The sequence below is a fragment of the Lactonifactor longoviformis DSM 17459 genome, assembly GCF_900129135.1.
Classification (GTDB): Bacteria; Bacillota; Clostridia; order Lachnospirales; family Lachnospiraceae; genus Lactonifactor; species Lactonifactor longoviformis.
In genome coordinates this window covers 36,736-50,261 of record NZ_FQVI01000006.1, presented here as the reverse complement: position 1 = coordinate 50,261, position 13,526 = coordinate 36,736, and the positions used below count along the sequence as shown (strand labels likewise).

General features: G+C 43.6%; 11 protein-coding genes. 3 read left to right on the top strand and 8 right to left on the bottom strand.

Features of this window, described 5'->3' with window-relative positions:
• Nucleotides 1-52: 52 nt before the first annotated feature.
• The 3 genes from BUA56_RS07685 to BUA56_RS07675 all read right to left on the bottom strand — a co-directional run bounded on the left by BUA56_RS07685 (nt 53) and on the right by BUA56_RS07675 (nt 3,698).
• Nucleotides 53-1,018 carry an ABC transporter permease gene (locus tag BUA56_RS07685; protein ID WP_072850551.1) on the bottom strand — a complete coding sequence of 322 codons (966 nt, stop codon included), beginning with the start codon at nt 1,016-1,018 and terminating at the stop codon, nt 53-55.
• On the bottom strand, nt 1,015-2,535 hold the full coding sequence (locus tag BUA56_RS07680) for a sugar ABC transporter ATP-binding protein (protein ID WP_072850773.1): 1,521 nt from the start codon (nt 2,533-2,535) through the stop codon (nt 1,015-1,017). Before BUA56_RS07680 ends, BUA56_RS07685 begins: the two co-directional genes overlap by 4 nt.
• Nucleotides 2,536-2,609: 74 nt before the next feature.
• Nucleotides 2,610-3,698, bottom strand: coding sequence for a substrate-binding domain-containing protein (locus BUA56_RS07675; protein WP_072850549.1), 1,089 nt, complete (start codon nt 3,696-3,698; stop codon nt 2,610-2,612).
• Nucleotides 3,699-3,903: 205 nt separating this feature from the next.
• On the opposite strand from BUA56_RS07675, the gene BUA56_RS23960 reads away from it, so the two are divergent.
• On the top strand, nt 3,904-4,128 hold the full coding sequence (locus tag BUA56_RS23960) for a hypothetical protein (RefSeq protein WP_341443407.1): 225 nt from the start codon (nt 3,904-3,906) through the stop codon (nt 4,126-4,128).
• Between the two features lie 103 nt (nt 4,129-4,231).
• The gene (locus BUA56_RS22945) at nt 4,232-4,387 is read left to right on the top strand and encodes a hypothetical protein (protein WP_158640991.1); all 156 of its coding nucleotides are present in this window, start codon (nt 4,232-4,234) and stop codon (nt 4,385-4,387) included.
• Between the two features lie 99 nt (nt 4,388-4,486).
• Here BUA56_RS22945 and BUA56_RS07660 read toward each other — a convergent pair whose 3' ends face one another.
• From BUA56_RS07660 to BUA56_RS07640, 5 genes are all read right to left on the bottom strand, one after another.
• Complete coding sequence (locus tag BUA56_RS07660; protein WP_072850547.1) at nt 4,487-5,491, bottom strand: substrate-binding domain-containing protein; 1,005 nt, start codon at nt 5,489-5,491, stop codon at nt 4,487-4,489.
• Nucleotides 5,488-6,720, bottom strand: a complete 1,233-nt coding sequence (locus tag BUA56_RS07655) for an ABC transporter substrate-binding protein (RefSeq protein ID WP_072850545.1) — start codon at nt 6,718-6,720, stop codon at nt 5,488-5,490. The genes BUA56_RS07660 and BUA56_RS07655 overlap by 4 nt, the downstream gene beginning before the upstream one ends.
• A 5-nt stretch (nt 6,721-6,725) precedes the next feature.
• On the bottom strand, nt 6,726-8,318 hold the full coding sequence (locus BUA56_RS07650) for a response regulator (RefSeq protein WP_072850543.1): 1,593 nt from the start codon (nt 8,316-8,318) through the stop codon (nt 6,726-6,728).
• Complete coding sequence (locus BUA56_RS07645) at nt 8,315-10,066, bottom strand: cache domain-containing sensor histidine kinase (protein ID WP_072850541.1); 1,752 nt, start codon at nt 10,064-10,066, stop codon at nt 8,315-8,317. The genes BUA56_RS07650 and BUA56_RS07645 overlap by 4 nt, the downstream gene beginning before the upstream one ends.
• A 509-nt stretch (nt 10,067-10,575) precedes the next feature.
• Complete coding sequence (locus BUA56_RS07640) at nt 10,576-11,559, bottom strand: LacI family DNA-binding transcriptional regulator (RefSeq protein ID WP_072850539.1); 984 nt, start codon at nt 11,557-11,559, stop codon at nt 10,576-10,578.
• A 281-nt stretch (nt 11,560-11,840) separates the two neighbouring features.
• On the opposite strand from BUA56_RS07640, the gene BUA56_RS07635 reads away from it, so the two are divergent.
• Nucleotides 11,841-13,286: an HD domain-containing protein gene (locus BUA56_RS07635; RefSeq protein ID WP_072850537.1), complete on the top strand. Its 1,446-nt coding sequence runs from the start codon at nt 11,841-11,843 to the stop codon at nt 13,284-13,286.
• Nucleotides 13,287-13,526 lie beyond the last annotated feature (240 nt).

The following is a 13,526-nucleotide window of genomic DNA, read 5'->3' as shown; positions in this document are numbered from 1 at the left end:
TTCCAAAATTGATGATGAGACTGTCACATCAGAACTCGTCCCTATGCATTCCCTATCGCTTGATTTTTCCGGTTACATTCTGCATAATAATTGCAAAAACCAGCAAAAGCCCTGTCGCTATATCTCTCCACGCCTGATTTAATCCCAGCATAGTCAGACCATTGGAAAGGATTCCTGTAACAAGAACTCCCATGAAAGTTCCCAGCATCTTGCCTTTACCACCCGATAATACAGTTCCACCCAGCACTGTACCGGCAATAGATTCCATCCCATATGTACTTCCCACAGAAATCTGCGCTGCGTTCATTCTTGAGGCCAGAACAATTCCTGCAAAACCTGCCAGTGCACCACTGAGCACATATGTGATGATTTTGACTTTATGTATATTGATACCCGCAATTTTAGCCGACTCTGCATTACCGCCGACACAGTAAATATATCGTCCCAAAACAGTATTTTTCAGAAACCAGGAGAAAATCAGATACAGCACTATAAAAATCACCATGGCAAGTGGTATTTTCAATCCGGTAAAAGTAGTTCTTCCGATAGCCCCAAACGCCGGTTTTGAGGATAGAATTGCCTGCCCGCCGGACACCAGCAATACCAGACCGCCCAGCATAAAATTAGTAGCCATCGTTGTTATAAATGCATTGATATTCAGTTTCGTAATAAGCAATCCGTTGACTAATCCAACAAGGGCAGCTACTCCAATTGCAAGAATAAATGCCAGCACATAATTCATGCCCATTTTTTCAAAGAAAACACCCAGCATGATCCCTGTAAAGGCTGCTGCATTTCCTACGGACAGGTCAAAATCCGATGTCAAAATACATAATGTCTGTCCAATCGACACAATACCCAGTACAGAAATATTTAACCCGATGGCAAAAATATTTTTCATTGTCAGGAAATAATCCGACAACATAGAAAAAACAACCAGCTCGATAATCAGCAGCGCTACCAGTATATACTTATTAAGCATGTCTCCATTAATTTTCAGTGAACGTTCTTTTTTCACAATTTATCTCCTCCTTCATCTTTCATGATTGCATAATGGAGAACCTGTTCCTCCGTCAAATCTCCTACCTCTGTAAACTCCTTATTAATCTCACCATCACGGTATACCAGGATCCTATCAGACAGAGACAGCAGTTCCGGAAGCTCCGAAGAAATCATAATGATAGATTTTCCTTCGGATGCCAGTTGTTCCATAAGACGGTAAATTTCCGCCTTAGCTCCCACATCGATTCCCCTTGTAGGCTCATCAAAGATCAATATTTCTGATTCAGCTCCCAGCCATTTCGCGATAACAATTTTCTGCTGGTTTCCTCCAGAGAGTGAGCCTGCACTGTCGTCCAGGGAGGCTGCCTTAATCCTGAGCTTTGCTGACAATTTCTGCGCATTGTCGCACTCCTGCTTATGATGAATTGTCTGTAAGGACGATGAAAGTTTTTTCAGGTATGGCATTGTTATATTCCACTGCACACTGGAAACTGTTGACAAACCTTCTCCCCGTCTGTCCTCTGTTACAAAACCCAGCTTACGTTTTACTGCCTGCCGGGGATTCCGGATTTCCACAGTTTCCCCATTTATTTTAATCCTTCCCCGCTCCTTTTTCTCCAGTCCAAAGATTAATCTGGCAGTCTCTGTCCGTCCTGCCCCGACAATACCGAACATCCCAAGGATTTCTCCTTTGTTCAAAAAGAAGGATACATTTTTCACTTTTTTATCCCAGCACAGTCCTTCCACTTCCAAAACCTTCCGGGATATATCCGTATAATTCTTTTCTTTCAGATAGCCCCCTGTTTCCCGCCCAACCATCAAAGCAACCAGGCTCTTTGCGCTCACGTCATTTATTACTTTTGTATCCACATATTTTCCATCTTTAAAAACCGTGACCCTGTCACATACCTTAAATATCTCACCAAGACGATGACTGACATAAATAATAGAGATTCCCTGTTCCTTCAGTTCCTTTATCAGATGAAACAGACGTTCCGTCTCATCATCCGAGAGAGAACTGGTCGGTTCATCAAAAGCGATAACCTTTAATTCTGTAGAAATTGCTTTCATAATTTCGATCAGCTGCTGATGTCCCATACTTAAATCACCAACTCGCGTATCCGGCGTAAAATGATTCTCACACCCAATGCGTTTCTGTAATTCTAAAGTTTTCTCCCGCATGGCATTCCAGTCAACTTTTCCATGCTTTACAGGGTATTGCGTCATCATTACATTTTCTGCCACCGTTAGATCCTGTGCCAGATGAATTTCCTGGGGAATCAGAGATATTCCATTATTTCTGCACTCCTGAACAGATTTAAAATTTATTTCATTTCCTTCATAGATAATTCTTCCGGAATCCTTTCCGTACAAACCTGTGAGGATTTTAATCAATGTGGATTTTCCTGCCCCATTCTCGCCACACAACGCATGAACTTCACCTTTTTTCAGTTCAAAATCAACATCGTCCAACGCCAGGACCCCCGGAAAACTCTTCCTAATCTTCTGACAGGTTACAATATTCTCTGCCACATCTTCCACCTTCCTTTCCCTATCAGGCGCGCGGGAAATGTCTTTTACAAAACATTTCCCGGCATAGTCCACAATTACTGATCTGTCATCAATTTGCCGTTGGGATAGAAGTCCAGATAGTTCTCAGAATTTGCAATAGAACCTGAAACAAAAGTGTTCTCCGGCATTTCTGTTCCATTTACGATGTAGTCATACGCTATTTGAACTGCTTTATATCCTTCTACATCCGGCTGCAATACAATTGCAATATAACTGGGATCACCTGCTTTAAATTTTTCAAGAGACATCTCATATCCCCCAAGTCCACAGGCAAGCACATTATTCATGTCAAAATTCTGTTCTTCCAGTACTGTCATAGGTGCCAGCGCACAGTCATCATTAGCTCCTGTTACGATCCAATGTGTTACATCCGGATTTCCCAGGACAATCGGAGACGCTACGGCCAGATTTTCCTCATAAGATGCTGTCGCATCGGCTGCCTCCACCCGGATGAAATCTTCTTCTTTCAATGGCGTATTTTCCATCAGAGCTTCCTTGTATCCGTCCAGTCTCGGAGCAAATACTGTATTCGTGGGAATATCAATCTGAAGAACCTTCACCTTATTTCCCTCTTTGAAAAAGTCTCTTTCATTTGCCATCTTCGCCAGTTCTTCACCGCCCAACATTCCTACTTCCTTCGTAGGCATTCCGACATGGGGAACCTGATTTCCATCTGCATCCATGATATTATCGTCAATCGTCACCAGTGGGATTCCCTCATCCTTACATTTTTGCGCTGCATTCGGACCCATACTCTGATTGGTGATGCACATCAAGAGTGCATCTGCTTCCATCGAAAATGCACTGTCAATATCAGAAAGACATTTCTCATCATTTCCGTCACTGTCAATTCCCACATATTCAATTCCCAATTCATCACAGGCTTTTTTAATTCCCATCTCTTCCTGAACAAACCAGGGGTGAGTCAGCTGCTTGGATATGTATACAAATTTCAAATCCTTCCCGTCAGATTTCTCTTCTGCTGCCTCTGTCGACTCCGCAGTTTTTTCAGCAGCGCCGCTGCCTGCATCCGCTCCTGCCGTACCCGCAGACTGGCTGCCACAGCCAACACAGGACAATACCATTGCCATCGCCAAAATACCACCCAATACTCTTCGCTTCATATTCTGCTTCCTCCTTATTCTTTGTGAACACCCTTGTTTGTGTGTTCTGTTTTAACTTGAGTATATTAAACCATATCCCATTATCTTTTAGAATGAGACAATCTTGGCAATATGTGCTGTGATTTTGTCCAATCGGGAAAGCAATTTTCGGACTCACTTTGGCAAAATCAGTTTCAAACTCTTAGGAGGTTTTATATATGTGTGATTGCGGGATGATTTTTATGATTTTATCGGCGAGAAGCTTACGGACGAGGTCCTGGATGACCTCCACTATCAGTTTATCCGCCGTCTGGAAAAAGAAGGCCTGGTGACACCTAAGACGCTGTATATCGACAGTACAATTATAGAAGCAAATGCGAACCGCTACACCTTTGTATGGAGAGGAAGCATCGAACAAAGGAAAACAGGGGCATGGAAAAGCAATCTATGAGGCCCGAGAGCTGCAGGAAGAAAGTTAAGAGAATACCCAAAGCGGGGAAGAGGCGCATCACCGTGTGGTACGCTCTATCCAGACGGAGGGAAATTTCGGAGATATGAATGAGAATGAAAACATTTCATTATTGAACGAAGGAAAAGTAAATAAAGAATTCATGCTGCATGAGATGGGGCGAAATCAGAATAAATACTATCGATTTCTGCAAGGGGAATTAAAGAAATACGAAAGAGCAGAAGAAGGGAAAACTGCATAAGAGAAAAAAACGAACAAGAGGCATGAAAGCCATGATTCCTACAGGGATGCTCCTAATGGGGTGTCCGGGAGTTGAAAAAACCATTTCCCGACAGCCCCTTTATTTATTGCCACTATCTTCAAAATATAGCATATAATTATCACAGGTCGCAACTGCCCCGCCCAGGATAATAGAAGTATCCAGCTCTTCTCCATTCACCAGATATTCATGCAGCATCTCCGCTGCCTGTGCTCCCTCAACATCCGGCTGGGTCATAACTGTTATATAGTTCCTGTTTTGCGCCTCAAATTCCCGGATACTCAGTTCATACCCGCCCAGACCACAGGCAATAATCTGTTCCGCTGGAACACCCATCTCTTTCAGAACATGCATTGGAGCTAATGCACAGTCATCGTTTACCCCACAGATAATCCAGTAGGTATTTTTATCCGGAACATTTTCCTGAAAATAGCGCTTTACTATTTCGCAATTTGCCTCATACATTCCTGTAGAAACATCAATTACCGTAATGTTCTCCCTGTTTAGAGGCGAATTGGTAAGCAGTGCATCCTCATATCCTGTCAGCCGCTCTCGAAAAACACTCAGACGGGGTACATCTATTTCCAATATGCGTACATCCCCGTTTTCCAGCGGAAACTCCTTTTCCTTTGCCATCTTTGCCAGCGCAGCTCCGCCAATAGAGCCAACTTCCCTTGTTGCCATACCTACATAAGGGAATTCCTTACCATCGGCATCCCTCATGGAATCATCTATCGTGACTACAGGAATTTCCGCTTCCGCACACAGCTTTCCTATTTCGCTCCCCAGCTTCTGCTCAGTTGCGCAGATCATCAGGCCATCATATTCTTCCCTGATCACCTGCTTTACCTGTCTGATACATGTATCGTCATCATAATCCGAATTAAAACACTGCAGCTTCATCCCCATTTCCTGACATTTGCTTTCCATTCCTGACTTCACCTGCTGATACCAGTAATGATCCAGATCTTTCGAAATAAAAGCCAGCTTGATCATGCTGTTCTCCTCTTGCTGAGAATGCCTGCCGCACCCGGTCAGAATGACTGCTGACAATATTACCCAAAACAGCCAACGTCCTATTTTCATGTTCCGTCCTCCATGTAATCCCCCCAGATATCCAGTATCTGTTCTTTTTCATTATCTAAAATACCAGTTCTGTTAGAAGAGTATCCATTTTCGATAGCAAAGAAATAATAATTGGAATGCTCGGGAAATTCCACATCCCCCATACTGGTGTAAAAAACCATGCTCAAAGAAGGAATCAGACATTCTCCCTTTTCCAGGCGGATTTTCTGTCCCAGAGTACTGACATAGTAACTGAGAAATTTCTTAGCCATCCGCACATGCTTGCCATTCCCCGCTGCGACCAGTGGGACATCAAAATTACTATTCTGGAAATCACTCTCAACAGAGGGATAAGGGACAATATCCCATTCAAAATCTATCCTGCTGCAAACACGCGTCATCTCCAGACCGCCAATAATCATAGGCAGTTCTCCTGCGGAAAACGCTTCTGCCAAAGATGTACTGTCCTCTGTTTCAGCATTCATCACAGTCCCTTCCTCCATCAACTGTCCCAGAACCTCCAATGTTTCCAGTGCTTTATCATTCAATTCAACCTGACCATCCGCCGCTTTATATTTGCCTCCGTCACAACGCACAAAAGGCTCTGCCACAGTCCAGTCTCCTGGCAGCGCAATCCCCGGTTTTCCTGTTCTCTCTTTAACAGCCCTCATATAGGCTGCAAATCCTTCTAAATTCCACTGCTTTTTTTCAAACAATGTCTGAACATCCTCCAACCCATTTTCTGTAAGAAAACTTCTATTATAATAAATCATGTAGGGCATAACCCCCGCAGGCAGTGCATATTGCTTTCCATCGAAATTTCCGTTCTCCAGTGCTACCGCATAAAATTCATCCCCTTCCTGACGCCTGGACTCTACTATATCGTCCAGCTCCTGAAGTTCATTAACTTCCATTAACCTGGAAAGAATATCTTGATTTGTATAGAAAACATCAAAAGTAGTCCCTCCTGCTATCTGACTGATTATTTTGGAATTCAGTTCTTCTTCTGAAGCATAGCAGTATACCTCGACCTTGCACTTATTCTGTTTCATAAAGGTTTCCGCTACTTCTTCTGCAATCTTTTGTATTTCTTCATTGCCATATAAAGCGAAGCTTATCTTCTCTTCATCCACTGTACCCTGTGGCTGTACGCTTTCCCGCATTTCCATTGATATTATCAGTCCCACCGCTCCCAGCACCAGAAATGCGATACTTATGATATAAAGTATTTTATTTGTTCGATTCTTCATTCTGATTATCCTCTGAATTCAGACGGTGTCTTTCCTGTAATTTTCTTAAACAACTGGCTAAAATACCGAACGTTTCCAAAACCCACCATATCCGCCACTTCGTAATTTTTCAAGCTTGGGTTTTCCCGAATAATCTTCTGTGCCTGATCAATCCTAAGTGCACTCATATAGTCACTAAATTTGATACCCTTTTCCTTGCGAAATAATTTACTAAAATACCACTTGCTTACATAGACCTGATCTGCCACCTCTTCCAGAGAAATCTCTCTTCTGCAATTTTCTCTCATATACTGCACTGCCCTGTCCATAATATACTCCGTACGCGATAATTGCTTCTGACTAATGAATCCCTCTATCCAGCCACTGGTTTCATTCATAATATCCATAAAATTCTGCAGGCTTTTTGCATAGTAAGTTTTTTCCATTGCAGTTTCAAGGCTCTCTGAAAGTTCTGTGCTTTCCCCATAGTCTTCCATTAAATAACGGTAGCTTTTGGAAATCCATTCTGCCACGGTACTTTTTACTATGATGATATTTTTCACATTTTTCAATTGATCACACAGATGCCGCGCCTCCGCTGCAATATCACCACCCTGTCTCAGCGCTTCAAAGAAAGCCTCTGTTTCTACCTCTGCAACGCCTTCCCCGCTATCGGAAATGTTTTGTAAATCGCTGTAACAGATCACACTGCCTGCTCCCAGATAATAGCTCTGTACCGCACATTTATCGGCTTCTATCCGTGCTTTTCTGATATTGGCTGCTCCTTCATATGCCCGGCTGATACCAATGGACACGGAAAACCTCCCACAGGATTCAATCCGCTCTCCCAGTTCCCGCGCATACTCCGGCAGCAACTCCTTCGTCATCATTTCCTTATCGCCGCCAATAATGGCATAGACTGATTTTTTATGATGAAAGGTAATAGCCGTAAAGCCGTAATCCGGCAAAAGTTCTTCTATCTGCTCCACAATCAGAAAAAGCAATATCTGCACATCATCTTCTGTAAACCCTTTTTCCAACTCATGAAAGGAATCAATTTCAATGTTCAAAATGGCAAACCTGTCTATCCGCAAATTAAAATATTCCATTTTCTCACAGACGCGATAAAGGGTATCCGGGCTGCTGAATAGTAAGCTGGAAATGAATTTATCCTTTAAGATAGGCAAACTTTCCTTCACCTTAGCTTTAAGCAATTCCTTCTCTTTTTTCAGCGCTATGGATTTTTTTATTTTCTCTGCCAGCTCCTTTACGACCTCTAATAATTCATCCTGATCTACCGGTTTTAAAATATAATTACTCACTCCAAATGAAATTGCTCTCTGCGCATATTCAAACTCTTTATATCCCGTCAGCAAAATAACCTGGATATCCGGATTTGCAGATACAAGCGTCTCAATCATGGACAAACCATCCATCTTAGGCATGCGGATGTCGCTGATTACCAGCTGAGGCTGAAAGCTCTTCGCCTTTTCCAGCCCATCCACTCCATTTTCCGCCAAGGCTACTACTTCACAATCTATCTCATCCCAAGGCAGTACACTGGCAATTCCCATGCGGATAATGGGCTCGTCCTCTACAATCATAACTCGGATTTTCATACTGCCCCTCCTTCTAAAGGTACTGTTATTACAATTTCTGTCCCAACATCAACTGTACTTGAAATTTCAACACCAAACTTTTCTCCATAGTTCATTTGAATACGTTTATGTACATTATACAGCCCTACTCCGTGCTGCTTCTGCTGACGCACTTTGCCGCTCATAACCTCTTCTACTTTTTCAGAGGTCATGCCAACTCCATTATCCCTGATTGTGATTTTTAAAACCGAATCATCAGAATCTGCTGCGATCAGGAGACGCTTATCCCCGTCCTTCATTTCCAGACCATGTACTAGAGCATTTTCCACCAGAGGCTGCAGTATCATTTTAGGCACATGCATGCTCAGCTCCGGCTCGTCCACAGAAACCGCATATTCCAGACTGTCTCCGTACCGAATTCTCTGTATTGACAGATAATCCTCCGTGTTACTTACTTCCTCTTTCAGAGTAACAATGTTTTCTGTATTAGAAATCGACCATCTTAATATTCTGCCCAGGGCAACTGCCATTTTGCTCACATCTTTATTTCCTCCCATGGAAGCCATCCAACTGATAGCATCCAGAGTGTTATACAAAAAATGAGGATTGATCTGCGCACGTAGAAACTTATATTCTGTTTCTTTAAGTAGAATTTTGCTCTTATAATCTTCCTCTATCAGGCGCTTGATCCGTCCCGTCATAGCGTTAAAAGTAGTCGCCAATTCTCCCATCTCATCCTGATGTTCTACTTCGGCAACTACATCAAAATTCTCATTTCTAACCTCAAGCATTTTCTCCTGCAGATTTCGGATGGGCTCAGTGATAGAATTCGAAAACCGATTCATAATCAGGAACAGTACTCCTAATATCATCAGTATAATGGAAGCAAGCAGCAACTGTATGCGGTAGATGTCCTGCATCATCTCATCCTTCGGCGTGAATTCCTGAATCGTCCATCCAATATCGGTATTCTTCAGTTCCTCATAATAATATGCTCTGTCATTCACATGCGCAATGCTCAACTCCTTTCGGTTGTCCGATTGAAAATCATCTGTAAACACAATATCCTGCCCATCACAAGACACTATCTGCCCCTGCTCATCCCGCACCGCAAAAAAACTACCCGGAGTTATTTTCAGTTCTTCGTACTGCTGCCGGATCGTCTCCTCTTTGAAAAAAACATAGAGCCTTCCCAAATCTTTCAGCGTTTCAAAATCACGAATTTTCCGTACTCCCACCACGTACTCGTCCGTTTCAGGAACCCCCTGCCAAACTGTTTCACCCCTCTGATATTTCTGTTTAACAGTTTCATCCCAGTCAAGTTCATCATTCCGGAGATATTCATTTACTAAAGTATACATATCTCCTGTAGAATACGTAAATTTCTCTTTATTCTCTGTCACGATCACCAGGCATTCAATATCTTTCCTGGCATTGGCAATGCTTCGCAAAAGACCTTTCGCAAGATTTTTTTCCTCCGGTGATGACAGATACTCCGAACTTTTATTCAGCATTCTCATCAGATCGTCATTCCAGAGATTCGAGATAATGATGTTATCAAGCTCAGATAAGCTGTTGTCAATCCCCTGCATGCTCTGATTCAGATACTGCTGTGAACTTTTATAAATCTGGTCAAGCTGCATCCCCCGCGTCACCAGCGATACGATTACGCCAAACAAAACCAGCGGGATCACGATTAAGACTGCAAAAAATATATTCAGTTTCGTCCGAATTGGTTTATCGCCAAGGCACTTCCATAGTCTCTGCATTCTCATAAGCTTCCTTCTTGTATTAATCACTAACCCTTTACCTATATTTAAAATTAGTTTAACATTTTCTTTAAAACTTCACAATTATATATTCCAGCTCAATATAAACCTTTATCCTGCTCTGCGGTAAAATCCACAAAAAAGCAAGTGCTCCATCCGGTCAGAAATCATACTGGCAGCACGATTTCCGGACAGATGAAGCACGCAAGACAATCCTATAGGAGAACAGTTCGATCATATAAGGGAATCCCCTCATCTTTGGTTTATCGTAGCGCTAAAACTGCGGCTCTCCGGTGCTCTTGGCCCGGTTCTCGTAGCCGTCATCCCGCACTAACTACCAAAATCTATGTCCGAACTCTGGAGAAAACGCCTCCACAATCAGCACCATGCCCTGCTCCTCAATTGATGCACATAATCCTGACAGCCCTTTCCGCAAGGTTATTCCATTGACCATGACTGAGATAGGTTTTACTCATTTATAGTTCTCAATGCTTTATGCTGCTTTTATCTTAAACACTTGTTGTTTTTCTCTTTTTTAATTCTACATTCAATATAATATTTTTGTCCTTATACATTTTGCCGTTAATCAATTTACATATCAGACGGGCAGATTCCTTTGCCAGCCCTCCTATTGGCTGAACAATTGCTGTTAATTCCGGTTCAACCATTTCCGTAATATAGGTACCGTCGTAAGCAACAAATTTCACATCTTTCGGAACCTTCTTATGTCTTCTTATCACTTCATTCATGCATTCTATAGCCAGCCTGTCAACCCCGAAAACGCCGTCAAAGTCTATATTTTGAGACATAACATCCTTCACAGCCTCCTTGTAGTACTGAGCATCCAGCCGATTCCATTCCAATTCATAGCAGATTGTCCGGATATTATTTTCCTTCATAATTCTCTCGAACTCATAATGCCTCTCGTGATACGGAGATTCCACCCTTGTACTGCCGATAAAATGCAAAATCTTTTTGCATCCATTCTCAATTAATGTCTCCGCCGCAAGCCTTCCGCCTTCCTTATGGTTAACCGCTACCACCGGTATCTCTTCTCCCAGGTAACGATCCAAAGCAACAATCGGCTTATGGATTCTCCTGTATTCCTCCGCCTTCAAAGAGTGGACCCCTGTGATTACCCCGTCAACAATGTGCCGATTCAGCATATCCAAATATTCCAGCTCCGCATTGCTTTCTTTTTCTGTATTGCACAGCATCATTTTAAATCCGGCATTATACAGCTCCGACTCTACGCAATCCACAAATTCTGCGAAAAAAGGGTTAGAAACATTCGGCACCAGCACTGCAATAATTCCTGTCTTTTTATGATAAAGATTCCTTGCCAGTTCATTCGGTGTATAGTCAAGCTTTTTCATTGCATCTTCAATTTTCGTTCTCGCCTCTTCTGATACGTAACCACTGTCATTTAGAAATCTTGACACTGTACCGACCCCTACCCCGGCCTCTTTTGCAACATCTCTGATGCCTGCCATAACTTTTCTCCTTTTATCTTATCTGCAAACGATTGCTGCTATAATGAAGTATAATTCCCGTGAAATCAAGTTGTCAATAAACATTTTTTCTACTTCGTTCTGTAAAATCCACAGCTATCCGGCGCCGGGTCCGATATTCTGCAATTTGCGGGGATGGCAGTGTGTTGCTGGAAGTATGCATCTTGTACTGGATCTCAGGGGAACCTGATGATAGAATAAATAGAAAATAGCAGAGATAACCGAACCAAACATGATGAAAAGACTGGATACGAGGTGAACCAATGAGTGGATATGAAATCCGTTTTGTAGACAAGATTCTGGATAATGTACATGGATTTATTGAATATACTGCTGTGGAGAAGGAGATTATAGAGCTTCCTGTCTTCAAGCGCCTGCAGAGCATCAAGCAGCTGAGCCTGACCAATTGGATCTTTCCCGGCGCAGAGCATACCCGTTTTATCCATTCCCTGGGGGTTATGTACATTGCCGACCAGATGGCCATACAGCTGAACTATACAGGGGAGGAGCGGCAGCTGGTGCGGCTGGCAGGCCTTCTTCACGATATCGGGCACTATCCCCTCTCCCATGTGGGGGAACAGGCCTACAAATCACTCCCACGGGATCCGGAGAATATTCTTGTGAATCAGAAACGCAGGGTGCAAAACAGTCTGAATGGCCTGGATCATCCCAGCCTGCGCTGCATGCAGGAATCTCCCAATCCATTTCATCATGAGCATATTACCAGGGAAGTCATCCGCCATGATGAAGATATTATTAGAATTATTGAGAAATACTGCGGGGGCTCCTCCCTGATACAGATTGATAATATCTGCGACATTATTACCGGAAATGTGGAGCGCAATCCTGGCATCTCGGGCCTGGCACAGCTGATCCACTCGGAGCTGGATGCCGACAGAATCGATTATATTATGAGGGATGCCACCTTTTCCGGAACCAGCTACGGCGGCTTTGAACTTGGGCTGTTTCTCAGGAGTCTGGCACGTACCAGGTATCAGGATACGGAGATCATCGGTGTTCATTCCAAAGGGATTTCCATCGCTGATCAGTTTCTCATGAACCGGTATTTTTCCTACACCCAGGTTTTCTTTAACCGCCATGTGGCGATCCTGGAATTCATGGCCCGTTCTCTGACGGAGGTGTTTATTTCCAGAAATACCAGCGAGTACCCCTCTCCGGATGTTCTGCTCCAATATGTCAAAAAGCATAATGGAAAGACAGAATTTCTGTATTTCACTGACCGGGCATTCTGGGACAGCCTGCATCATGTATCCATGGGGTATTCCCCCTATGCAGATATCTTCCAGGAACTTCTGCTGAAATATCAGGAGCTGGATCTCACCGAAAACCGGGAGATATCCATTACGTTTAACAGCAAAGAAGAATTAATGAAGCGTCTGGAAGAGCATCCCATCTATCAAAACCTTCTGGATGATGCCTGTGAGGCAGTTCCCATCCTCCACCTGGGAAACTTCACCGGCCAGCTGCCCCGGGAAACCTTCTGCAGAGAGCTTGAACGTCTCCGGGATGTCTCGGGCCTCACGGAGGCGGATATCCGGCGGATGACGATACGGCGGATGCAGGAAGGCATTACTGTAATTGAAGAGGGGAAAGCGCCCTCACTGCTCTGTGACAACCCGGCCTCCCTTATGTCAGGCCTCTATTCCACCCGATTCTGTATCCTCAGAGAATACGGGCTTCCCCGGTGAGGGACGCCCGTATTCACAAAAATCTATATGCATTTTTTTCGAAAGCAGACGCTCCCGGCTGCTCCCAGTGTACACAGCAGCAGCCAGGCAGGCGCCTCTATGGCGTCCCCCGTGTCTGCTGTCTTCGCGTATCCAGTCTTTCCATATTTTAATTTCCCGGAAGGAGACCCCACGCTTGATCTGTATTGCCATACTTTTGGATAAGCAGGCTGCTGTGGCCCTGGCTCATCAGGATAGATC

Bases quoted from the DNA above. Each gene is read 5' to 3' on its own strand.
- BUA56_RS07660 (WP_072850547.1), bottom strand. From the start codon at position 5,491: ATGAAAATAGGACGTTGGCTGTTTTGGGTAATATTGTCAGCAGTCATT.
- BUA56_RS07635 (WP_072850537.1), top strand. From the start codon at position 11,841: ATGAGTGGATATGAAATCCGTTTTGTAGACAAGATTCTGGATAATGTA.
- BUA56_RS22945 (WP_158640991.1), top strand. From the start codon at position 4,232: ATGAATGAGAATGAAAACATTTCATTATTGAACGAAGGAAAAGTAAAT.
- BUA56_RS07645 (WP_072850541.1), bottom strand. From the start codon at position 10,066: ATGCAGAGACTATGGAAGTGCCTTGGCGATAAACCAATTCGGACGAAA.
- BUA56_RS07650 (WP_072850543.1), bottom strand. From the start codon at position 8,318: ATGAAAATCCGAGTTATGATTGTAGAGGACGAGCCCATTATCCGCATG.
- BUA56_RS07640 (WP_072850539.1), bottom strand. From the start codon at position 11,559: ATGGCAGGCATCAGAGATGTTGCAAAAGAGGCCGGGGTAGGGGTCGGT.
- BUA56_RS07655 (WP_072850545.1), bottom strand. From the start codon at position 6,720: ATGAAGAATCGAACAAATAAAATACTTTATATCATAAGTATCGCATTT.
- BUA56_RS07675 (WP_072850549.1), bottom strand. From the start codon at position 3,698: ATGAAGCGAAGAGTATTGGGTGGTATTTTGGCGATGGCAATGGTATTG.